Origin of the sequence: Gottfriedia acidiceleris (assembly GCF_002128425.1) — a bacterium.
Lineage (GTDB): Bacteria > Bacillota > Bacilli > Bacillales > Bacillaceae_G > Gottfriedia > Gottfriedia acidiceleris.
Map to the genome: position 1 here is coordinate 152,845 of NZ_NESS01000008.1, position 21,646 is coordinate 174,490.

Consider the following 21,646-nt stretch of genomic DNA (forward strand, 5'->3'; position numbering starts at 1 on the left):
TTGTGTTTTTTTTTATATCCGAGTTATCAATATTGTGTTCGTTTTAACGGCATACCATCCATCCAAAGACAGCGAGAAATTTTTAAGTAATTTAATTTACATATATCGTATAATAAGATACAATCGTATTATACGATATAAGGAGAATCTACATGGATAAAGAAATTAAACAATTGAATCAACTATGGACTGATATTTACTATATTTTACGATATAAGCATAAAGAAAATATTACGCACCAAGGTGTAAGGATATTACAAATGATCGATAAAGAAGATGAGATTGGAATAAAGGATATTGCTGAAGGCATTCAAGTGTCACACAATACAGCATCAGAACATGTAAAACGTTTACTAGAAAAAGAGTATGTTTTTAAAATCCGTGGTGAGATGGATCAACGAAAAGTAATATTAAAGCTTAGCGATTTAGGTAGAGAAGTTTTACTACAAAATTCAAGTTTAAATGAAGAAAAACTTCAACAGCTTCTTTTTGAACAGATGACTGAACAAGAAAGAGAAAGTGTTTTAAAAGCTTTTCATTTAATGAAAGAGAGGGCTCAAAATGTACGCGATCATTAAAGTATTTACTTCAGCAATTATTATAGGAGTTATTACTGAAATAGCACGTCGGTTTCCTACACAAGGTGGTTTGATTGCAGCTTTACCGATCGTTAGTCTTTTAAGTCTTATTTGGTTAAATGTTCAAGGTGAACAAGTGCAAACGTTAAGCAAATTCGCTTATGGAGTTGTATTAGGCATTCCTGGTACAGTCGTTATGCTGTTAATTATTGGAGTTGCTCTTCAACATTCAATGCATTTAATTAGTTCAATCGGGCTTGGTATTGTTGGATGGGCTCTTTATACTTTTACTCAGGATTTAGTCGTAAAGCATTTGTTTTAATAGTGAAGCGCTATTTTGAGATTTTTTCAAATTAAATAAAAAAATAAACGCTAGTTATAGGAGAAAAAATGCTTAAAAAACTAAAAATATGGGCGAAGAAATTAAAACGTCAAATCTTCACACTTTATTTTGCTTATAAGCATGAGCGTGTTCAATTGTATGCAAAAGTATTTATAGCTTGTGTAGTTGCATATGCTTTTAGTCCAATTGATCTAATCCCTGACTTTATTCCGATTTTGGGGTATTTAGACGATGTTATACTTGTTCCTTTAGGTATTATTATTTCTTTAAAGCTGATTCCCGAAAATGTAAAAATAGAATGTGAAATAAAAGCAGAAGAAATGATGAAAAAAGGAATACCAAAAAATTGGATAGTAGGATCATTCATATTGTTAGTTTGGGTAGTGATTTTTATTTGGGCCATATTAAAGGTTTATCAATTATATAGTTAAAGTCAATTTCAGTTTGATTGTAAAAAAATTATATTTCTAAAACGACTGCCCTATGTAGAGGGGAGTCGTTTTTACTTTTTTAAGGTAAGTTTCAAAAAAATAGACAAAGACATTATGTGAATTACTCGTATAAATTACATTAGTTCATCATTCACTTTGACAGTTCTTTATTAGAGTTTACTAAATTAATATAGACACAAAATCTTTACAATAAAAAATGCAATTTTACAAGGATTGATAAAAGAATTAGTTATGAGATGAAAGCTTGCTTGAATATAAATTTAATAAAACCTATTTATGGAGGACTATTTATGGCTTTTGTAGCAATCTATACAGTTGGTAGGCTAAAACACCCATATGACCACTCTGCATCTCGTCAATTTTTTTCTGTAGGAAATGATGTCTTTCGTCAGGCCATGAAATCAGGACACATGATTGATGCGTTTTCATCTGATGGAATCTCTCTCCCTGAAGAAGCTAGTAAGGGGGACGGTTATCCAATTCTTACACTCACAGTATGGAGTAATCTAGAATCCTTATATCGTTTTACGTACTCAGGACATCATAAGCAAGCGTTGAAGGATCGAAGTAAATGGATGGAGCCTTATAAAGAGAAGCACCTTTCATATGTGGTGTGGTGGACAAAGAAGCCAAGCGATGTTTCATGGGAAGAGGCCTTTAAAAGATATGACTATTACATTCAAAATGGATCTACTCCTACTGCTTTTGATTTTAAGTATGCATTTGACGAATATGGTGAAGCAGTATCAATAAAGTAGGATATATTTCTAGATAAATTGTATCTTAATGATAAAAAAGTAGGAATTTTACAAAAATATAACAATTCCTACTTGATTTATAGGAATACTTGTATTAATATTTTCGTAAATTATATTATTAAATGAAAAGGGGGAGAAAAATGAATAACTTTCTTATCTGCGTAAATGTTGCTATTTTATTAGTACTTATGTATGGCTTGTATTTTATGCAAAAGAAGCATGTATCTTTTTCAAAACGTGTATTCGCGGGTTTAGGTTTAGGTCTTATTTTTGGTTATATTATTCATTTAATCTATGGAACTGAACATGACGTAACAGTTGGAACAATTGACTGGTTTAGCATTGTTGGTAGTGGTTATGTAAAACTATTACAAATGATTGTCATGCCGCTAGTATTCGTTTCGATTGTCGGAGCGTTTACAAAATTAAAATTAACAAAAAATATTGGTAAAATTAGTACCTTAGTTATTGGGATTCTTCTTGGTACAACTGCTATTTCAGCAGCAATTGGAATTGGATCCGCTTTAGGATTTGGACTTGATGGAATAAAACTATCTGCAGGTGCTGTAGAGACTGCTAGAATTACAGAATTACAAGGACGTGTTCCAACTGTAGAAGCGATGACAATTCCGAACCAAATTCTTGAATTAATTCCAAGTAATCCATTTTTAGATTTAACTGGTGCCCGTGCCACATCTACAATTGCAGTTGTAATTTTTGCAGCAATTGTGGGGATTGCCTACCTTGGAGTAAAACGTAAAGAACCTGAGACTGCAGAGTTTTTTGCTAAAATAATTGATACACTTTATAAATTAACGATGAGAGTCGTATCATTAATTCTTCGTTTAACACCTTATGGAATCTTAGCAATTATTACTAAAGTAGCAGCAACAAGTGATTATGATGCAATCGTGAAATTAGGTAAGTTTGTAATTGCCTCTTATGTGGCATTAATCGCAATGTTTATTGTGCATTTATTATTATTATCATTTGCAAAACTAAGCCCAGTAAGATATGTGAAAAAAGCATTACCAACTTTATCATTTGCATTTACATCACGTACAAGTGCTGGAACATTACCGATGACTATCAAAACACAAACAAAAGATTTTGGTGTTTCAGAAGGGATTGCAAACTTCGCTGGTTCGTTTGGGCTTTCAATCGGTCAAAATGGATGTGCTGGTATTTATCCAGCAATGTTAGCTGTTATGGTAGCTCCATCAGCTGGTGTTGATCCAACAAGTGCATCATTTATTATCTCTCTAATTTTAATCGTAGCAATCAGTTCATTTGGTGTAGCTGGTGTCGGTGGAGGAGCAACTTTTGCAGCGCTGATCGTACTTTCAGTAATGAATCTTCCAATCGCAATCGTTGGACTACTAATCTCAGTTGAACCTCTAATTGACATGGGCCGTACAGCTCTAAACGTTAGTGGAGCAATGACATCCGGTATCCTAACAAGTAAGGCTACAGGAGAATTCGAAAAAGAAGTTTATCAGCAATCTAAAGTTGTAGATGTTGTAGAAGCATAAATTTAATTTGTTAAAATGGATAGCCTGAATTGGCTATCCATTTTTTCGTAATTACATCAATAGAAAACCCAAGATTGAAATTCTGGATCAAATTAAGAAAACAAAAGAAAATCGATAGTAAAATATCAAACTTTACAAACTACGAATCTCGGCTTTATACTAAAAATAGTTGGAATTTTCTTTCGATTTTTAATGCGGTAATTTTGAAATTTATTTTCAAAAATTGAAACGAATAGTTCAACGATTAGGCTTGTGAAAGTTTGGCTATTTTATCTTAATGGGAGGAGATTTAAATTGACTCGAATTACTCGAAGAATTGTAACATCTACGCTATCACTTGCTTTGGCCACTACAACAGGGTCTGTCAGCTATGCTCAAACAAATGCAGAGAAAACCTCAATCCAGGCAGAGGTGAATGGAATGAAACAAATCAAACAGGGCGAGAACTTTCCCATATTGAGTAAAGTAAAACGACCTGAGGAAGTTGGATTCTCATCTGAGAAATTAAAACAAGTAGATGAATTGATTCAGCAGGACGTAAACAATGGTTTTCCAGGTGCAGTTCTAATGATTATCAAAGATGGGAAAATCGTAAAAAACACTGCATATGGGTATTCGAAAAAATACGATGGCCTGTCACCACTGAAACATCCTCAGAAGATGAAGACTAATACAATGTTTGATTTGGCATCAAACACTAAAATGTATGCAGTTAACTTCGCATTGCAACATCTTGTTAGTATAGGGAAAATAGACTTGAATTCAACTGTACAATCATACTTTCCAAATTTTAAAGATAAATCAACTGATACGATTAAAGGGAAGGATACCTTACGCTTAATCGATATTTTACACCACACTGCTGGTTTTCCAGCTGATCCGCAATATCACAATCCTACTGTAGCAGGTTCCCTATATACACAAGACCGTAATGAAACATTTGAGAAAATCGCTGAAACACCGTTAGAATACGTACCTGGTACGAAAAATATTTATAGTGACGTAGATTATATGATTCTCGGTTTTATTATCGAAAAAGTAACTGGAAAGCGGCTAGATGACTATGTAGAAAATACAATTTATAAGCCGTTAGGTCTAAAACACACTATGTTTAACCCGTTGCAAAAAGGATTCAAACCGAAAGATTTCGCGGCAACAGAGTTAATGGGGAATTCACGTGACGGTGTCATCTCCTTCCCAAATATTCGTACATACACAATACAGGGAGAAGTGCACGATGAGAAAGCTTACTACTCTATGGGTGGCGTATCGGGGCATGCTGGACTTTTCTCGACGACAAGCGATTTAGCGGTTCTGTTGCAAGTAATGTTAAACGGAGGTGGATATGGCAAAGTAGAACTATTTGATCAAAAGACGGTCGATCAGTTTTCAGCACCTTCAGATTTAAATCCAACATACGGTTTAGGGTGGAGAAGAAACGGCTCACCAAGTATGTCGTCTACGTTTGGATTGTATGCAAGTCCAAATGCGATTGGACATACCGGTTGGGTAGGCACGCTGACCATTATAGATCCAGATAATAATTTAGGAATTGTCTTATTGACCAATAAAAAACATACACCCGTAATTGATCCAGTAACAAATCCAAATAAATTTGAAGGAGATGACTTTGCAACTGGACAATATAAAGCCGTGGCGACTGCTGTGTATGAAGCATTAATTAAGTAATTGTTGAAATGGAATTTATCTCGTTCGAAAGCTTTGTTCATTTATTCTTGAATAGGAAAGAGAAAAATCTTCTAGATTGAATGATTTTTCTCTTTTTTATAATCCTCATAAAAAAGTCCATTAATAACTCAAAATGTTCTAGTCAGTGATATAAATCCTATTAAAAATATTATTGCAAATGCAACAATATTAAGTTAGATTTAATGTATAGATTTTTTTATTGCATTTGCAACAAAATGAATAGGGAGGTATTACGGATTATGTATATTCCAAAATATTATAAAGTTACAAATCCAAAGGAAATTTGGAATTTCGTTCAAAAAAACTCTTTTGGCACAATAATCACTACAAAACAGGGTAAACCAATTGCTACACATTTACCTTTAGGGCTAAGTAAAAAAGGTGAAGATTATTATATTACTGGTCATATTGCATATGGAAATCCACAATGGAGAACATTTGAGAACAGTAAAGAAGTGCTTGTTATGTTTCAAGGACCTCACGCTTATATTTCGTCTTCTTGGTACGAAGTTGAGGAAGTATCAACGTGGAATTATCAAGCTGTGCATGTATACGGTAAAGCAAGCATTTTAGAGAGAGATGAATTAGTAGATGAATTAACAATCATGCTAGAAAAGTATGAAAAAAATCGTGAAAAACCAGTTTTGTGGGATAAACTTTCTCCACAAATTTTAGAAAGTGAACTAAAAGGTATTGTTGGATTTAAGATTAAGGTGGATGAAATTCAGGCTTCATATAAATTAAGTCAGAACAGAAACGAAAAGGATTACCTTAATATTATTGATCATTTACATAAAGAAGAGGATCCATATTCAAAACAAATGGCTGAACTGATGGGAAAGAGATTTGAAGATTTATCTTTAAAGGAATGCTAGAAGTAGTAAAGATGGTTTTAAAATTTGAAATTGAACTAATACATTTCATTAATTGCATATAAAGAACTAAAAGCTGTCATTTAAGATAGCTTTTTTTTGGTTCAAAATTAAATAATTAAGTATGACAAAAAACATCAGTTAGGAGATGTGAAAGCAGATGTTGATTGTGTTACTTACGATACCAATTATATTAATAGGATTATTATGTTTATGGGTTTCAATTTTTAATAAAAAGAAGCTTATTTTTAAGAAAATATGTTATTTCTTAATAGGAATAACAATGTTAATTATCGCGATTTATCTATTGGATTTCTATTTGTTTTTTCGTTTTGAGTAGAGCAAGTGTTTTACTAAAGAATATTAGCTTCCATGCAACCCATCAAAATTATTTTAGCTAAACAGAAATATTTTTATGGAAGAGACAGAAGAATAATCAGAACCTATGGTAATATTAAATTACATATATTTCCAAATCCTTCAAAAAATGTTCTTAAGTTAAATTTATACCGAACTTTCTAGGTTAGCTAATAAAAAATATAAAAATACATAATATAAAAATACTAGTGAAGAGGAGTATAGAATGAAAGAATTTTTACAGCTTTTAAAAAAGGGTAATAAATCTGCATTATTAGCAGCCATTGTTAACGCGGTAATAGCGATATTAAAAGGAATAGGGTTTAGTATGACAGGAAGCGTTGCACTTTTTGCGGAGATGATGCATAGTGCCGCCGATACTGCAAACCAACTCTTTGTATTTAGCGGTTCAGCCTTAAGTAAAAAGGCACCAACAGATCGGTTTCCAAACGGATTTGGTCGACTTGTTAATTTAGTTTTACTAGGAGCGGTATTAATAGTAGGAATAATGGCGTATGAAACGATTGTCGAAGGAATCCAGCACATCATACATCCAAGCCACTCTTCAGGTCTGGCTATCACTTTAGCTATTTTAGGTGCTTCGGTAGTGCTTGAAGCATTTGTACTTTATAAAGCAATGAAAGAAATTAGTCATGAATTAGGAATAACAACACGAGGTTTTGGAGTAGTTACTGCGGCAATTTCTAATTTAGGAAAAGCGAGACCAGCTACAAAATTAGTTTTCTTAGAAGATACAGTAGCAACTTTAGGTGGATTATTAGCGATGATTGCTGTAATCATTGCTTACTTTACACCATTTCATCAAGCTGAAGGTATTGCTTCCGTCATCATCGGTATTTTGATGTTCCTTGTCGTTGGAAAAGTATTTCTTGATAATGCTGCCGGGGTAATTGGTGAATCTGATGAAGAAATGGAAGACAAGATTGGTGAGTTGGTAATGGAAGATCCAGATGTCAAAGATATTCAAGCTCTTACGGTTGTTAAAGAGGGTGAAGATTTACATGTTGAATTAGAAATTGAACTTGACCCAAATTTAACGGTAGCTCAAGCCGATGACATAAAAGACCGATTAGAAGAAAAAATTATGAAAGAAAAAGGTGTAACTGACGTAATTATCGAATTGGACGAAGATGACGGAATTCAAAATTGGACTGAAGAAAATAAAACGGAATTAATTGAAAAATAGTAAAGTTGGAACGGCAATACTTTTTTGTCGTTTCTTTTTAATTTGGAGAGTTTTGTTTAACTACCGTATTTTAAGGGAAAGGACTTGGTTATTTCAAGTCCTTTTTATATTATGAAAAAATAATATAAAATTAGCTTTCTAGTTGATTATTTAGTTCTGTAATATCCTCATTTATTTTCAATTCTTTTTCTTCTTCATCTGTAGTTACATTTTTAGGCATACCACGTTTGTATTTCTTCGTCTTAGTATCTTGAGTAAATCTTCCTTTATATGCTCCTCTGATTCCATATAACTTAGACTCTGTATTTATGGCATCTTTATCATCCACTAAAAAAGCGACCATATTTTGCCCGGCTTTAGAATTGGGTATACCTTCTAACGATACTTCAAGTTTTTCCTGTAACTCTGAATTAGATAAATTATTGAACTTTTTATCTAGACCGAAGTCTTTTTTTGAAATTATTCCTCCATATTCTAAAATCGATATTGTCTTTCCTTTTAAATTTTTATCTCCTAATAGAACATGTTTGATTTTAAAAGTTAGTTTAGTATATGGTCTTCCAATTCCATCATTATTTTTTATGACATACGGTTCTGAGGATTTTACTGTACCTTTTACGACTAAATCGGAATCTTTCATCAAGTCCTCAACTCTATCAAAGTTTCCAAAAAGTGATGCACTTGCAACTACAGTTTCTATTTTATTACTAGAAGGGTTATTTAATTGATTTTTTGAAGGATTAGTTTTTTTGTCATCTAAATTTTTTTTGAAATTTTTGTTTTCTTCTATCATGTTTGCGGTATTGTTTTGTTTAGTTGGTTTTTGATTATTTATATAAAAGTAAATTAGTGAACTAAATGATAAAGAAACTAAAACACTAAAAATAATTATATTTTTTTTCAATTCTATTTCCTCCTTATTTATAAATGGAATTGATTCCTTTAAATTGATCATTTACGGGAATATTGGTGGTTGACTGGTTTCCATTTTTATTCATTAAATTTCCATAAATATTTGTGTGATTTAAACCAAATGCATGTCCTATTTCATGGGCATGAACGAGTCATTTTTTCCAATCCGTTAATTTATTATAAGTTTCAGATTGTAAATCTATATATGCCCAGTACCAATCATTTTTTGAAGCATCAACATTTTTTTTTCCATACATAAAATATGTGATTCCAGCTACCCCATAGTCTTTAGCAGTAATTTTATATACATCAATAACAGAAGAAGATTTAGTAGTCGTTTCTCTAAAGGAAATTGGTGTTGTAATAGTTCCATAGATCCATTTATTCATAGCATCTTTAAATTTTTGCTTTTCTGAACCTAATGAACTATCTAGAAAATAATATTGTCTGTTTTGTCCATAATTACCTTCACCATTAACTAGTTTGTGGCCATATGTATTATAGGCATACGACGTTTTGAATGGGAAAGAGAAACTTGTTAATATACAAAATATAACAATTAAACTTGTAAATAATTTTTTCATACTCTCTCTCCTTTATAAATTTATTTTTTGAATAGACGTGGAATTAATTCCCTGTACATGTATATATTACCAAAATATACTTTTTGTATCGTACCATTAAATGTATTGTTTGTGAATGTTTTAACAAAATGTATTGTAGAGTGTTTGTTTTCTCATAAATCAATAGATTCTTAAAGGATTCAATCAAAAAGGAAAGAATTATATTAATTGTACAAATTTTTTGATGAAAGTTTGTTACGAAATTTATAGAGATATTACATTAAGATGTTAAAATACATGTTTTAGTTAAAGGTATATTAAGGAAAAATTATCAAAAAGATAACAAGTAGTTTTCTTGTATAGTAGTGTTAGGGGAATTAGGACAATTCTATGTCTTGAAGTGAATTGAATAATTCTAATCTACTATAACGTACATAAAAAGATAAATCTTAGAATGAAAATGAATGGTTCTTTGAAAAACGTGAAATTATGTAATCGGTATGACGAGGAGGAATGATCATGTTTGAATTTGAAAATATAGAACAGTTTGCAAGAATAAAAGTTATTGGTGTTGGTGGCGGAGGAAATAATGCCGTTAACCGAATGATTGAAGATGGAGTAGAAGGCGTTGAATTCATCGCTTTTAATACAGATGCTCAAGCACTAAAACAATCAAAAGCTGAAATTACAATGCAAATCGGAGCAACGTTGACACGTGGTTTAGGAGCAGGTGCAAATCCTGAAATTGGAAAAAGAGCTGTAGAAGAAAGTAAGTCACAAATTGAAGAAGTACTAAAAGGAGCTGACATGGTTTTCGTTACAGCTGGAATGGGTGGCGGAACAGGTACAGGGGCAGCACCTGAAGTTGCAAAAATTGCTCGAAAGCTTGGTGCTCTAACAATTGGAGTAGTAACCCGACCTTTCAAATTTGAAGGGAAAAAGCGTGCAACAAATGCTGAAGGTGGAATTAAAGCACTTAGAGAAGCAGTTGATACATTAATTATCATTCCAAACGATCGACTATTAGAGCTAGTTGATAAAAAAACACCGATGCTTGAAGCATTCCGTGAAGCGGATAATGTACTTAGACAAGGGGTTCAAGGGATTTCCGACTTAATCGCAGTACCAGGATTAATCAATCTTGACTTTGCTGATGTTAAAACAGTCATGTCTCATAAAGGGACAGCCCTTATGGGAATTGGTATTGCTAAAGGTAAAGACCGCGCTACAATCGCTGCTCAAAAGGCATTAAACTCTCCGTTACTTGAAACTTCTATTAATGGAGCTCATGGTGTTATCATGAATATAACTGGAGGACGTAACTTAAGTCTATTTGAAGTACAAGAAGCTGCAGACATCGTTGCCTCAGCATCACATGAAGAATTAAATATGATTTTCGGTTCAGTAATCGACGAAAACTTAAAAGATGAAATTATCGTAACTGTTATTGCCACAGGATTTGCGGACAAAGAAGAGAAAATGGTAAGAACATCTTCTAGACCAATAGAAGAAGCACCTAGCTTATACAATAGAGAGCAACGATTCCAACAAGATCAGAGATATCGTAATGACCAACAGCAAGATTACGCTCGATATAATGAGCCTCAAGACTACGGTCGATACACAGAACAGCAGGATTATAGCCGTTACAAAGAACAAAAAGAATATAATCGCTATAATGAGCAACAAGATTATGGTCGATATAATGAGCAAAATGATTACGGACGCTATAATGAACAGCAAGATTATAACCGTTACTCAGAGCGACATGATAATAATCGTTACACAGAACAACAAGATTACGGAAGATATAATGAGCAACAAGAATATGGCCGATACAATGAGAAGGAAGATTCAACTTCATACATTCCGGCGTTCTTACGTAATCGAAAAAACAGAAATAGATAGATTTATAGATGTAGAGAAGGACATGAGTGTTGATGCTCATGTCTTTTTATTTAAATGACAGTGAAGAAGTCAACACCTTAAAATTACTATTGTAGGACCATTCCATTCCATTTTACTCCGGTTTACATTTGATTTCTGCTTTAACTTCATTTCTATTTTTCTTCCAATCTAAAAATACTAATAATGGACCTGTACAAAAAAATAATACCTGTAACAAAAGAACATACAATTTATACTTATGAAACTCAGGACCAACTATTATCAATACCGTAAACATTATGTAAGAAATTATAATTAATGATTTTTTTGCTAATGTCATAATATTATCCTCCTGTTCCTATATGTTACTCCTGTTATTTACTGGTTCTTTTCACATAACCCCCATAAGCAGATTCAATCCCCCTAGTATTAACTTAGTACTTAATATTACCGCAGAAGTTAAAAATCGAATTAATCTTTTTCAAACTATCACCTTTTTTTAGTAAGCGTTAACAAAATTATCTTAACATTTAAAAAGGTAAAATTCACAAAAACTCAATGTTATTATTGTGAACTTTTCGTATTCTTTCAACAGCCATTTTTACTGCTATTGACCTATTCTTATATTATTTTTGAAAAAATTTAAATCTTCACCAAGACTCATCTTATGTCTTTAATTATAGTAATCTGGAGAATGAATTCAGAGGAAATAAAGGCTAGGTTATACTTATAACTAATAAAACTAGTATTTAACATTTCCAAATAAGCGGGTTGACCAAATTAATTAAGAATTAAATAGAAGTGAATAAAATTTTTAAAAAGTTAACACTGACATTCTGTATGTCAAAGCTTACTAAAAAATGTAAAAAGATTAAAACTTTTTTGGCTCTCAGTAGTCTAATATATAGAACACCGAGATGGAGGGATTGAGATTGCAGGATCATAGTCTAGTAGAAAGGGCTATCAAAGGAGATGAGCAAGCATTTTTATCAATTATGCATGAGCATAAATTGTCATTATATAAAACTGCACTAGCTTACTTGAAAAATAAAGATGAGGCACTTGAAGCAATTCAAGAAGTAACCTTTAGAGCTTACCAAAGCATAAAAACATTAAGAGAACCAAATTATGTAAAAACATGGCTTATTCGGATTATGATTAATTACTGTCAGGATTGTATAAAGATGAATCAAAGAGTAACCTTCGATGAGGAATATATTTCACAACAAGGTACGAACGAGGACTATAACTATATTGAGATAGAAGAAGCAATGTCCCAGCTTGATGATACACTGCAGCAACTATTACATTTGAAATATTTTCATGATGTCAAAATTAAAGATATCGCCATTATGTGGAATCGCCCAGAAGGTACAGTAAAGACTTGGTTAAATAAAGCATTGAGATCACTAAGAGGAATCCTTGAGGAGAAAGGAGAAAATGGCCGTGTTTGAAAAAGAAGAAAGAGAACTAAAAAATTTGAAAGAAATATACGAAAACGTCGACATACCTATACATGAAATTGATGAAGCCATACTAATTGGTTTTCAAAAAGCAAAAGAAACTAAGATGGTAAGTAAACCGAAGTGGAAATTAAGGATTTGGTCAATTGTTGTAGCAGCCGTTTTTCTATTGGGATTTCTAGGAAGTATACGTGTATCTCCTACGTTTGCTGATTATTTAACGAAAGTACCGGGCATGGAGAAAATCATTAAGCTTATTCGTGATGATAAAGGATTAATATCAGCTGTAGAAAATAAATATGCTCAAGAAATTAATATTTCACAAGAAAAAAGTGGAATCAAGGTAACGATTGATTCCGTAATTGCTGATGAGCAAGGAATAGTGATTTTTTACACGATTGACGCAAAAGAGCCACAACATAATTTTGAAATAAAAGAAGTGAGTCTCAAACCAAGTAATGGTGAAGAATTGCCAGAACATTCTTCATCATTTGATCTTCCAGTAAAAGATAAGTTAACTACTTATACTAGCAGGATTGAATATTATTTTGAGAAAGCAAACGAACAACATGATTTTAACTTAGATTTAAAGATCAAGAGTAAGGAAGTTTCTGAGCAATTTTCTATCCCATTCTCTTTAAAAAATCAAGAAAAAACAAACCAAATATACGAACCAAATAAAACAGTAATGATTGAAGGACAAAAAATAACAATAAAAAAAGTAACAATCTATCCTCTTCGAGTAGCTGTACAAGTAAAAATGGATCCAAGTAATTCTAAGAAAATACTAGATTTTACTGATTTTAAACTTCTTGATCAAAATGGTGAAGTGTGGTCTAAAATTACAAATGGAACTACAGCCAAAATTATTAGCGATAATGAAAGAATTATCTATTTGCAGAGTAATTACTTTAAAGATCCAAAAGAGTTATATTTGGATATTAGTAAGCTACAGGCAGTTGATAAGAATGAAGACTATATTTTAGTTGATACGGAGAAAAAACAAATTCTTAAACAGCCAAAGGGCAATTATTTAACTGACTTTAAAAAAGAAGGAACAGACTTAAAGTTCACCTTAAATACAAAAAAAGAATTTCATTACTCATTGGTTGAATCAATTGTTGATGTTAATGGAAAAGAAGTTCAAACTAGCGCAGCATCAACAGAATATCATGACGGTGGTAAACAAATAGTAAGAATAACAATTTCTTCTGAAAATTACATTAATCCATTAAAGCTTAAGCTAGCCTTTTATCCTGTATATATTCAAGGAGATGCTAAAATAAGGATTAAATAAATTAACTAATCGGACCAGAATAAAGAAAATAAAAAACGTAATCTTCTCTATTAAAACTAGAAAAGATTACGTTTTTTAAGTTGCTACAGACTATTCACCTTATTACAGTACGGTACAGGAGGATAGTCGTGTTTAAACTTTACAAAATCCCAAGTTCCGAGAAATTTTTTTGCGGCTTGGTAACCATTTGTGTAAAGTAGTTCTTTTTCTTTTTTAGTTAAACTGAAATCTGTGCTTGATATTTCGTCAGTAGGGATTTTAATTGTTCGTTCATTTACTTCTGCTGTTAGATGTCGAATGTCGTGTGCTTGCCGCATCGTTATAAATATTGATTTGTAAAATGAGATTGGGTTATGACCATCTAGCGGTTTCCCGATAATTTCTTCATCTATTAGACGAAATCCAAAAGTCGGCCATTCTTGATGGTCATCGAAAATCCAAATTGGAAAATTACTTAGAATTCCACCATCAACAATTAATATTGGGTAATCATAATTAGGAGTTTTTAGTTTAATTGGTTGAAAGAAAAAGGGAATTGTACCACTCATTCTAACTGCTTGAGAAATTGTTATATCTTTTGTAGATAAACCATAAGCAGGTAAATCATCAGGTAAAACGACCATTTTGCCATTACTAATATCTGAAATAATGATTTTTAATTTTCCCTCTTCTAAATCATCGAAATAGCGAATTCCTTTCTTTGATAATAAAGCTTCTAACCATTCTTCTTCAAAGTCATTTTTATATAACCCATTTTTAAATAAGATATTTAATCCCAATCCAATTAAAGGAATAAAGTGCAACCATGTTTTTGTGATAAATTTCTTATAATCTAGATGATCCATAATTTCCTTTAATTCTTTTCCAGTATAGCCACATGCTAGAAGAGTAGCAACAATAGCACCAGCAGAAGTACCTGCCAAACGCGCCCACTTATAACCAGCTTCTTCCAAAGCGCAAATAGCTCCAACATGTCCGATTCCTCGAACTCCTCCTCCTTCAAAGATACCATCTACTTTCATTTTGTTACACCTACCTTTCAAAAAATGGAATTATACTAATATAATATATGAAGAGTTCTTTTTAAATGTGATTAGCCTTTGATTCAGTCATATTTATGAAACAATTTATTTTTTGGGAAATAATCTGACAATCTTTGCAGATAAATTTAAAATTCTAAGGGAATCGATAACTAAAATAAATTTCGGATGAAAAATAAAAAAAGTTGCAGAAATAGTTATTTGATGAATATTTTAAATTCAATATGAAATACTAACAGCAATCTGATAGTTTATATCAGAAAATTATATTAAAAGGGGCTACATATCATGGCAAACAGATCTTCAAATCAATATGTTTCACCAAATGCTGAATCTGCAATCGATCAGATGAAGTATGAAATTGCAACAGAATTTGGAGTACATTTAGGTCCAGATTCAACAGCTCGTGCAAATGGTTCAGTTGGTGGAGAGATTACAAAACGTTTAGTTCAAATGGCTGAACAAAGTCTAGGTGGCTATTCAAGATAAGTGATTTAATTTGAGAGATGAGTTAATTAAAGGTAATTCGTTACCGATTAATTAACTCATCTCTTTTTGTATCTTATAAAAAATTTTACATAATTTAACTAAAATTAAAACTAAAGATAGAGTTAAAAGGAAGTAACTAGAAAATATCAATAAAATTTTAAAAATTTGTATTAATATAATTAAAAATGAGTCGATTTAAGTAGAGAGAAAATTAAAATAATTTGGTATTATTAAATTAAACTCAATGTAGATATAGAGAGAATTATGTTGAGTATATAAAGAGATAGAAATAAATGGGGAGTTGCAAGTATGAAATCAACTGGAATTATTAGAAAACTAGACGATCTTGGAAGAATTGTTCTACCTAAGGAACTAAGAAATACAATGAATTTAGAGAACAATGCTCCATTCGAAATTCATTTTGAAGAAGGTATGATTATTCTTACAAAATATGATGAAAATTCCGGTCTAAGTGGAATTGTCAGAAGACTTGATGACTTAGGAAGAATTGTTTTACCAAAGGAATTAAGAAATATGCTAAATCTAAATAAATATGAACCATTTGAAGTATTTATTGAGGAGCAAAGAATTATCCTTAAACAGTTTGTTTCGAGTAATGCTTGTATGGTAACAGGAGTTATTGATGAAAATAATTTCTCATTTGATAGTGGAAAGATTGTATTAAGTAAAAATGGTGCTGAATTACTTATTAAGGAATTGCAGGAATACATAGCTAAATAAAAAATCTCTAAAAGTGCTCTTTAATCTTTTCAAAGTAGAAGAGCACTTTTTTGTTTGAATTTAATTGTCCTTTCTAGAGTAATATAAAGAATCTCTTTTTTTTGTTTCTCAGCGATTTACTACAAATTTGTTAAAACCCTCTAAAATACACCAAGATAATAAGACACTACATAAAATAATAATTTCCATTGTTTACATCTCCCTTTCTTTGTTCTATTTTTAAGTTTTCTTAAGTTTTAACTGTCTTTAAATTTAAGATTGTATGTTCTGTTTTGTTTGGATGTTTTTATTATACACGAACACTTATTCTGATGTAAGTAGTTTTTTCGAAATTTTATAGATTTTTTGCGAACGTATAATCAGGTCGTTTGTTCGTATTTAGAGGTTCATTACAAAATTAGAATAGATTTATTAAATTTATATATATTTAGAGTTTAAAAATGATCTACTCTGAGTATTAGCAGAGTAGATCAGCGACAACATATAAGCTTAGGTTAAGCTAAAACAAATCTCTTTTTTATGTGAACTAAACTAGTGTTTTTTGTGCTCATTCTTGTTCAGAAAAAGTATGTTTCTTTCATAAATATGGTAGGATATGGTTATGGAAATGTTAGAAGGAGAAAGAGTATGGGACTAATAGAGAATCAAAAGTACTTCTTTGAAAAATATAAAATTGATGAACAGGATTTTAAAAAGTACTGTTTAGACTGGTCAAAATATATTGAAATTTATAATGAATACATATCAGAAATACCGAATCTTGAAACGGTAGCTACTTTTATTTCAGAAATACTCCGTAAAAATCCTGAAATTCATACAGTGAAATCTCGAATAAAATATCCTGATCATTTAATTGAAAAGATTATTCGAAAGACGATAAAAGGTAAAAAAACGGACCCGACTTATGAAATCGATGTTTCGAATTATAAATCTGAAATCACAGATCTAATTGGAATAAGAGCATTGCATTTGTATAAATATCAGGCTGCAGATATAGATAAAACAATTAGACAAAATTGGAATTTACATGAAAAAGCGACTATTTACCATCGCTTAGGAGATATGACGAGCGAACAGCATATAGAAGAAGAGAAGTTCCAGTTTTTAGTTCATGATGCCGGATATCGTTCATGGCATTATGTAATTAAGTCGCAAATGACAAAAGTAAATTATTTAGCTGAAATTCAAGTAAGAACGATATTTGAAGAAGGCTGGAGTGAAATCGATCATCAACTTAGGTATCCTTATGATTTAGATAATGAGATTTTAAATGAACAGCTTTTAATCTTAAATAGGCTCTCAGGTGGGGCTGATGAATTGGTTAATTCAATTCTTCATACTAAGATGACTATTTATCAACAAAACGAAGAAAAAGAGTTTCGTGATGAAAAAATTCAGGAATTATTAGACGAAATATCTAGTTTGTCAGAGGATGGAAAATTAACTGATGAGGATAAGAAGTCATTAGAAGAGAAAATTAAGCAATTAGAAGCTAAAAAGATTAAAGTAAATTATAGTAATTTGTTTAATAATCGCTCAGTTGAATATCACTTTAAACGAAGAATATTTCCTAGCGATTTTTAAGATGATTGTTATTAAGCTAAGGCTATATGCTTTGGCTTTTTGTATTTTTTTTCCAGAAAAATTTCTGTGATTTTTTAGGTGCCATTTCTTTTTTCCTAACATTAAATGTAATAACAGATCTAGTTTAGATTTTAAAAAATATGAAACTAGGTGGAATAATGGTTAAAAGGCCGATTTATAAGCAGGAATTTCTAAACACATTTAATTATGCAGACAAGAATTTTGATATTGTTTCCCTTAAAAATCTGATTGAACAATCCTTTGGAGAAAATAATGCATTGGATTTTAAGGAAACATTCGTTAGAGAGGATCAAATTGCAAAATTAATCATTGCAATGGCGAATTCTGGTGGAGGATCAATTATTTTTGGCGTAAATGATGATAATCACCCAGTAGGAATCCTGAAAGAAGAGATAAAGGATCCAACCGATTTTCAAAGAAAATTAAATGGTTATTTGCCTTCTATTTTAATTTATCATCTTCAACAAATTGATTACGACGAGAATGAAATGTACGGATATTTTAGTGGTAAAACCTTCTTCATCATTTATATCCCCGAGCAAAATCGATATATCCCGTTTATTGCCAAAAGAGGCTCCGATAAATTATTTACAGATAAAATCTATATTAGAAAAAATACTTCAAACGAAACCGCCACAAACGATGACTTAGAGATTATTTTTAGAAAAAGGCTCATTGAACAATATGAGGACTTATCAAATATGAGTCTAAACGAGCATATGGAACAATTAAAGATCCTTTATCGAATCGCTGCAATTAGTGGTGATACAAATAAAAACCAAAAGAGCCATAAAGAGGATTTTAGTGAATTTATTGCCAAAATGATTGAGAAGAAGAAACGGAAGATTGAGATTGTTTTGGAGGTTAGTAATATTGAGTGATAGCGAATTTTCTTTATGATCACAAAGAAAAGTACTGAATTATACGAACATAAAAAGTCTATAAACAAAACTTTAATCGTTTGTTTATAGCTTTTTTATTTTTCATATTAATTTCATACTTTGTCACTCTACTGGAATATATTTCATTTTATAATTAGCTATAAGAAATCTTGAATTTGGAGGCATAACATATCAATGACTTTATTTTTATTACTCATTTTTATTGCAGTTGCCGTAATTTTATTTAGGAAGAATCAGCTATCAGTTTTGATTGGTGAAAATCACAAACTTGTACTTAAATTGAAAAATACTAGTTGGATTCAAAATCATTGGATGTCAGGAATCTTCTTATTTTTTGTAAACGGAACTTTGTTTTTTATTACAATTATTTTGCTCTTTTTATTAGGATATCTTGATATTCCCTATTTTCATTTACTTGTGATGGTAGTGGCAGTCTTTGGAAGTTTCTTTTTTTGGATGATATTGAATAAGGCATGGCAAGGTACAAACGCAAACCGTATTAAAATGAGTATTTTAGGAAGTAGTTTTTATTTTTTAGGCTGTTTTCGTAAAGTTTGTGGCTTTTATAAAATAATGTATTAGTAAAGGAAAATTATTGTTAGATGTCGAATAATTATCATGGGTCCTTGTTCAACTAAATGGCAGGATAGTTGCTCAAGAAATCAGCTTTTTCGTAATAGAATGCAAATAGACCTAGGAGTTATTTCCTATGTCTATTAATTACTCTACATATTCCATAATATCACCAGGTTGACATTCCAAAACTTTGCAAATTGCTTCTAATGTAGAAAAACGAATTGCTTTAATTTTACCCGTTTTTATATTTGATAGATTTACAATACTTATATCAATCGCTTCAGCTAACTCATTAAGTTGCATCTTACGGTCGGCTAGTACACGGTCTAATCGCAAAATAATACTCATATATAACCTCGCTTATAATAGTGAATCGTATTCTTCTTGCAAATAGCATCCATATCGAAAAACCCCTGATAGAATTAAAAGGCAGACTCCAAATAATAATACAGGAACTTCTGAATAAAATAATTCAAAACTAACTCGGTGTTTTAGAAAAATTAAATCTTCGATAAAATCATATATGTATCCAATCAATGCTTGAACTACTAAAAGCCCTCCCATTATTCTTATACTAATAGCATTATTGTAAATAAATGGTTTTTGTTCCATAACATTTTTTAGAATTTGATTAAGATTTCTTAAAAGTAATGAGTTGGTTACTCCAATAAAAACACCTTGAATAGAGATAGAGAAAATAATTAGTTTGTAATTAAATGCAGAATAATTGCTTTTATGAATCCCTAGCTGAGTGTAAGCCAAAATTGTCTTTTCACTCAAATCACTGAAAAAAACTGAAGCAACAAAAAATGCAACTAACGCGGTTCCAATGTAGCAGAAAAAAGTAGCATATTTAGTAAGGCGATAAAGAAGTTTAGTTACTTTTAAATATCCCTTGATGAAAGAATCATTTTTAGTGTTCATCTGAGAACTCCCTTTTTGTTTTTGTTATTATCATAATAATTAAAATTTTAAATTAATTCAATAATATTTTATCGTTTATCATTAAAAAATTAATGAATTTTAGTGGTTTAATGTTGTTATAAATTAAATTAAATGTAGAGTGCTTGTTCAAATAAATGGCAGATTAGTACAATAGGGACTTTAAAATACTCTACTTATAAATGGTTAAATATGGTAAAATTCAAAGATGGATAATTAGATCAAATTTTAGGGATTTCTATGGTTTTATTGATCTTAATTTTTTCATTAATTTGAAGAAGAATAAACAAACTTTCTTGAATCCTATTTTTCTTATAACTGTATTATGAAATGATAATTTTGTTTATGATTAATCGATAGGAGTTAATATGCAGAAATATACCTACTCTCCCCCGAAAATTAAGGATTCAGTTAAATTAATTAATGTGATCGATGAACAGGGGAATGTGAGATTTAAATTCAAAAGAACTTATAAAAATCTTTTAGTAAGACTAATAAATTATTGGTGGAGTTTTGATTGGTTCACTCAAGTTGACATTTACTCAAATGATGGAGAACTAGTTTATCAGTGCAAAAAGACAACTAAGTGGGTTGGACATCCATATTTTCAAGTTTTGAATTTAACAACCAACGAGGTGTTTCAAATAACATATAAAACTTGGCTAAATATTGCGCCTGAATTCCTTATTACAGGTCAATCCAATGAATTTACTATGAAAAAAGAGGTAATGGATTGGGTAAGGTTCTATTATCAAGGTAAAGAAGTGGCAAGGTGGAAAATGAAAACTTCTGAATGGTTTAAGACATATTTAGAAATTGAAGAAGACTGTCCTATCCAAGACCCAGAATTTTTCATTTGTCTTTCTCAATGTATTTTTTATGTAGGCGATTAATAATGTAAAGATACAAAGGCTATTTTCTAAACCAATTTGCAATAAAAAAATTTAAACTAATGACATTCATTTTGCAAAGATAAATAATTTTCTTATTCAACTAACGCATGCTTTAGTTGAAGAAACGAGTATGAACTGGAGTGAAGAAGTTATGGGAAAAATTATTAATGAACTGCAAGATGGTGAAGGTATCACTCGTGAATACTATATTTTCATTCGTATCCTATCCTTTTTCACTTTAGGTAAGGTTCCCAAGATAGAATCAAAAAAGAAGAAACTAGAGAATCAATTAAAAGAACTGAAAAAAAAGAGATACAGAATATAATCAATTTTTACTTACGGTAATTCTCATTAATTTGGCATTCATTGAGCATGAAATACTACTCATTGAATTAGAAACTGAACTTGAAACTAATGCAACTAACGCATGCGATACTTCAATAGAAGATCGCTTTTTCTTATTCAACATAATGGCAGATTAGTTAAACAAGGTGTTTAACAATTAGTGTCGAATAAAACCCATAGGT

The 21,646-nt window shown here is 31.0% G+C and carries 23 protein-coding genes and 2 pseudogenes; 18 read left to right on the forward strand and 7 right to left on the reverse strand.

All coding sequences use genetic code 11. The features are described from left to right. Positions 1 to 152 precede the first annotated feature (152 nt). The 8 genes from B6K90_RS16035 to B6K90_RS16070 all read left to right on the forward strand — a co-directional run bounded on the left by B6K90_RS16035 (position 153) and on the right by B6K90_RS16070 (position 7,809). Positions 153 to 578: a MarR family winged helix-turn-helix transcriptional regulator gene (locus tag B6K90_RS16035; RefSeq protein WP_088013768.1), complete on the forward strand. Its 426-nt coding sequence runs from the start codon at positions 153 to 155 to the stop codon at positions 576 to 578. Continuing rightward, complete coding sequence (locus B6K90_RS16040; RefSeq protein ID WP_088013769.1) at positions 562 to 900, forward strand: DUF3147 family protein; 339 nt, start codon at positions 562 to 564, stop codon at positions 898 to 900. The genes B6K90_RS16035 and B6K90_RS16040 overlap by 17 nt, the downstream gene beginning before the upstream one ends. Before the next feature lie 68 nt (positions 901 to 968). Continuing rightward, the gene (locus B6K90_RS16045; RefSeq protein ID WP_088013770.1) at positions 969 to 1,352 is read left to right on the forward strand and encodes a YkvA family protein; all 384 of its coding nucleotides are present in this window, start codon (positions 969 to 971) and stop codon (positions 1,350 to 1,352) included. Between the two features lie 311 nt (positions 1,353 to 1,663). Continuing rightward, entirely contained in the window at positions 1,664 to 2,131 is a 468-nt protein-coding gene (locus B6K90_RS16050) for a DUF3291 domain-containing protein (protein ID WP_088013771.1), read from the forward strand. Positions 2,132 to 2,271: 140 nt separating this feature from the next. Beyond that, on the forward strand, positions 2,272 to 3,663 hold the full coding sequence (locus B6K90_RS16055; RefSeq protein WP_088013772.1) for an L-cystine transporter: 1,392 nt from the start codon (positions 2,272 to 2,274) through the stop codon (positions 3,661 to 3,663). A gap of 420 nt (positions 3,664 to 4,083) precedes the next feature. After that, a complete protein-coding gene (pbp4b, locus tag B6K90_RS16060) occupies positions 4,084 to 5,352 on the forward strand; it encodes a penicillin binding protein PBP4B (RefSeq protein ID WP_088013806.1) in 1,269 nt (422 codons plus the stop codon). 260 nt (positions 5,353 to 5,612) lie between these two features. After that, positions 5,613 to 6,248: an FMN-binding negative transcriptional regulator gene (locus B6K90_RS16065; RefSeq protein WP_088013773.1), complete on the forward strand. Its 636-nt coding sequence runs from the start codon at positions 5,613 to 5,615 to the stop codon at positions 6,246 to 6,248. Positions 6,249 to 6,828: 580 nt separating this feature from the next. Next, positions 6,829 to 7,809, forward strand: a complete 981-nt coding sequence (locus B6K90_RS16070) for a cation diffusion facilitator family transporter (RefSeq protein WP_088013774.1) — start codon at positions 6,829 to 6,831, stop codon at positions 7,807 to 7,809. A 130-nt stretch (positions 7,810 to 7,939) separates the two neighbouring features. Here the strand turns inward: B6K90_RS16070 and B6K90_RS16075 are convergent, their stop codons facing one another. The 3 genes and pseudogenes from B6K90_RS16075 to B6K90_RS16085 form a co-directional block, all read right to left on the reverse strand. Continuing rightward, positions 7,940 to 8,713 (reverse strand): hypothetical protein, encoded by a 774-nt coding sequence (locus tag B6K90_RS16075; RefSeq protein WP_088013775.1) that lies wholly within the window; start codon positions 8,711 to 8,713, stop codon positions 7,940 to 7,942. 13 nt (positions 8,714 to 8,726) lie between these two features. Further along, positions 8,727 to 8,867: pseudogene (locus tag B6K90_RS24590) on the reverse strand (matrixin family metalloprotease); the annotation flags it as partial. Between the two features lie 6 nt (positions 8,868 to 8,873). After that, positions 8,874 to 9,305: a hypothetical protein gene (locus tag B6K90_RS16085; RefSeq protein ID WP_088013777.1), complete on the reverse strand. Its 432-nt coding sequence runs from the start codon at positions 9,303 to 9,305 to the stop codon at positions 8,874 to 8,876. A gap of 498 nt (positions 9,306 to 9,803) precedes the next feature. On the opposite strand from B6K90_RS16085, the pseudogene ftsZ reads away from it, so the two are divergent. Continuing rightward, positions 9,804 to 10,749: pseudogene (ftsZ, locus tag B6K90_RS16090) on the forward strand (cell division protein FtsZ); the annotation flags it as partial. 555 nt (positions 10,750 to 11,304) lie between these two features. Here ftsZ and B6K90_RS16095 read toward each other — a convergent pair. Continuing rightward, on the reverse strand, positions 11,305 to 11,511 hold the full coding sequence (locus tag B6K90_RS16095; RefSeq protein ID WP_088013778.1) for a hypothetical protein: 207 nt from the start codon (positions 11,509 to 11,511) through the stop codon (positions 11,305 to 11,307). Positions 11,512 to 12,103: 592 nt separating this feature from the next. Here B6K90_RS16095 and B6K90_RS16100 point away from each other — a divergent pair. After that, positions 12,104 to 12,625 (forward strand): sigma-70 family RNA polymerase sigma factor, encoded by a 522-nt coding sequence (locus B6K90_RS16100; RefSeq protein ID WP_167555394.1) that lies wholly within the window; start codon positions 12,104 to 12,106, stop codon positions 12,623 to 12,625. Beyond that, the gene (locus B6K90_RS16105) at positions 12,612 to 13,931 is read left to right on the forward strand and encodes a DUF4179 domain-containing protein (RefSeq protein ID WP_088013780.1); all 1,320 of its coding nucleotides are present in this window, start codon (positions 12,612 to 12,614) and stop codon (positions 13,929 to 13,931) included. Before B6K90_RS16100 ends, B6K90_RS16105 begins: the two co-directional genes overlap by 14 nt. A gap of 83 nt (positions 13,932 to 14,014) precedes the next feature. Here B6K90_RS16105 and B6K90_RS16110 read toward each other — a convergent pair whose 3' ends face one another. Continuing rightward, positions 14,015 to 14,953, reverse strand: coding sequence for a patatin-like phospholipase family protein (locus B6K90_RS16110; protein WP_088013781.1), 939 nt, complete (start codon positions 14,951 to 14,953; stop codon positions 14,015 to 14,017). 306 nt (positions 14,954 to 15,259) lie between these two features. Between B6K90_RS16110 and B6K90_RS16115 the strand changes: the two genes are divergently transcribed. The 5 genes from B6K90_RS16115 to B6K90_RS16135 all read left to right on the forward strand — a co-directional run bounded on the left by B6K90_RS16115 (position 15,260) and on the right by B6K90_RS16135 (position 19,290). Further along, positions 15,260 to 15,460 (forward strand): alpha/beta-type small acid-soluble spore protein, encoded by a 201-nt coding sequence (locus B6K90_RS16115; protein ID WP_088013782.1) that lies wholly within the window; start codon positions 15,260 to 15,262, stop codon positions 15,458 to 15,460. 309 nt (positions 15,461 to 15,769) lie between these two features. After that, complete coding sequence (locus B6K90_RS16120) at positions 15,770 to 16,201, forward strand: AbrB/MazE/SpoVT family DNA-binding domain-containing protein (RefSeq protein ID WP_114346597.1); 432 nt, start codon at positions 15,770 to 15,772, stop codon at positions 16,199 to 16,201. A gap of 627 nt (positions 16,202 to 16,828) precedes the next feature. Further along, entirely contained in the window at positions 16,829 to 17,785 is a 957-nt protein-coding gene (locus tag B6K90_RS16125) for a nucleotidyltransferase family protein (protein ID WP_167555395.1), read from the forward strand. 158 nt (positions 17,786 to 17,943) lie between these two features. After that, complete coding sequence (locus B6K90_RS16130; RefSeq protein WP_167555396.1) at positions 17,944 to 18,687, forward strand: AlbA family DNA-binding domain-containing protein; 744 nt, start codon at positions 17,944 to 17,946, stop codon at positions 18,685 to 18,687. A 195-nt stretch (positions 18,688 to 18,882) separates the two neighbouring features. Then, on the forward strand, positions 18,883 to 19,290 hold the full coding sequence (locus B6K90_RS16135) for a hypothetical protein (protein ID WP_088013785.1): 408 nt from the start codon (positions 18,883 to 18,885) through the stop codon (positions 19,288 to 19,290). A gap of 138 nt (positions 19,291 to 19,428) precedes the next feature. Here B6K90_RS16135 and B6K90_RS16140 read toward each other — a convergent pair whose 3' ends face one another. After that, positions 19,429 to 19,632 (reverse strand): helix-turn-helix domain-containing protein, encoded by a 204-nt coding sequence (locus B6K90_RS16140; RefSeq protein WP_088013786.1) that lies wholly within the window; start codon positions 19,630 to 19,632, stop codon positions 19,429 to 19,431. A 12-nt stretch (positions 19,633 to 19,644) separates the two neighbouring features. After that, the gene (locus B6K90_RS16145; RefSeq protein WP_088013787.1) at positions 19,645 to 20,208 is read right to left on the reverse strand and encodes a DUF2975 domain-containing protein; all 564 of its coding nucleotides are present in this window, start codon (positions 20,206 to 20,208) and stop codon (positions 19,645 to 19,647) included. 386 nt (positions 20,209 to 20,594) lie between these two features. Between B6K90_RS16145 and B6K90_RS16150 the strand changes: the two genes are divergently transcribed. Continuing rightward, positions 20,595 to 21,119 carry a tubby C-terminal domain-like protein gene (locus tag B6K90_RS16150; protein WP_088013788.1) on the forward strand — a complete coding sequence of 175 codons (525 nt, stop codon included), beginning with the start codon at positions 20,595 to 20,597 and terminating at the stop codon, positions 21,117 to 21,119. Between the two features lie 130 nt (positions 21,120 to 21,249). Then, positions 21,250 to 21,444 carry a hypothetical protein gene (locus B6K90_RS16155; RefSeq protein ID WP_088013789.1) on the forward strand — a complete coding sequence of 65 codons (195 nt, stop codon included), beginning with the start codon at positions 21,250 to 21,252 and terminating at the stop codon, positions 21,442 to 21,444. Positions 21,445 to 21,646: the final 202 nt, after the last annotated feature.

Bases quoted from the DNA above. Each gene is read 5' to 3' on its own strand.
- B6K90_RS16035 (WP_088013768.1), top strand. From the start codon at position 153: ATGGATAAAGAAATTAAACAATTGAATCAACTATGGACTGATATTTAC.
- B6K90_RS16040 (WP_088013769.1), top strand. From the start codon at position 562: ATGTACGCGATCATTAAAGTATTTACTTCAGCAATTATTATAGGAGTT.
- B6K90_RS16045 (WP_088013770.1), top strand. From the start codon at position 969: ATGCTTAAAAAACTAAAAATATGGGCGAAGAAATTAAAACGTCAAATC.
- B6K90_RS16050 (WP_088013771.1), top strand. From the start codon at position 1,664: ATGGCTTTTGTAGCAATCTATACAGTTGGTAGGCTAAAACACCCATAT.
- B6K90_RS16055 (WP_088013772.1), top strand. From the start codon at position 2,272: ATGAATAACTTTCTTATCTGCGTAAATGTTGCTATTTTATTAGTACTT.
- pbp4b (WP_088013806.1), top strand. From the start codon at position 4,084: ATGAAACAAATCAAACAGGGCGAGAACTTTCCCATATTGAGTAAAGTA.
- B6K90_RS16065 (WP_088013773.1), top strand. From the start codon at position 5,613: ATGTATATTCCAAAATATTATAAAGTTACAAATCCAAAGGAAATTTGG.
- B6K90_RS16070 (WP_088013774.1), top strand. From the start codon at position 6,829: ATGAAAGAATTTTTACAGCTTTTAAAAAAGGGTAATAAATCTGCATTA.
- B6K90_RS16085 (WP_088013777.1), bottom strand. From the start codon at position 9,305: ATGAAAAAATTATTTACAAGTTTAATTGTTATATTTTGTATATTAACA.
- B6K90_RS16095 (WP_088013778.1), bottom strand. From the start codon at position 11,511: ATGACATTAGCAAAAAAATCATTAATTATAATTTCTTACATAATGTTT.
- B6K90_RS16105 (WP_088013780.1), top strand. From the start codon at position 12,612: ATGGCCGTGTTTGAAAAAGAAGAAAGAGAACTAAAAAATTTGAAAGAA.
- B6K90_RS16110 (WP_088013781.1), bottom strand. From the start codon at position 14,953: ATGAAAGTAGATGGTATCTTTGAAGGAGGAGGAGTTCGAGGAATCGGA.
- B6K90_RS16115 (WP_088013782.1), top strand. From the start codon at position 15,260: ATGGCAAACAGATCTTCAAATCAATATGTTTCACCAAATGCTGAATCT.
- B6K90_RS16120 (WP_114346597.1), top strand. From the start codon at position 15,770: ATGAAATCAACTGGAATTATTAGAAAACTAGACGATCTTGGAAGAATT.
- B6K90_RS16125 (WP_167555395.1), top strand. From the start codon at position 16,829: ATGGGACTAATAGAGAATCAAAAGTACTTCTTTGAAAAATATAAAATT.
- B6K90_RS16130 (WP_167555396.1), top strand. From the start codon at position 17,944: ATGGTTAAAAGGCCGATTTATAAGCAGGAATTTCTAAACACATTTAAT.
- B6K90_RS16135 (WP_088013785.1), top strand. From the start codon at position 18,883: ATGACTTTATTTTTATTACTCATTTTTATTGCAGTTGCCGTAATTTTA.
- B6K90_RS16140 (WP_088013786.1), bottom strand. From the start codon at position 19,632: ATGAGTATTATTTTGCGATTAGACCGTGTACTAGCCGACCGTAAGATG.
- B6K90_RS16145 (WP_088013787.1), bottom strand. From the start codon at position 20,208: ATGAACACTAAAAATGATTCTTTCATCAAGGGATATTTAAAAGTAACT.
- B6K90_RS16150 (WP_088013788.1), top strand. From the start codon at position 20,595: ATGCAGAAATATACCTACTCTCCCCCGAAAATTAAGGATTCAGTTAAA.
- B6K90_RS16155 (WP_088013789.1), top strand. From the start codon at position 21,250: ATGAACTGGAGTGAAGAAGTTATGGGAAAAATTATTAATGAACTGCAA.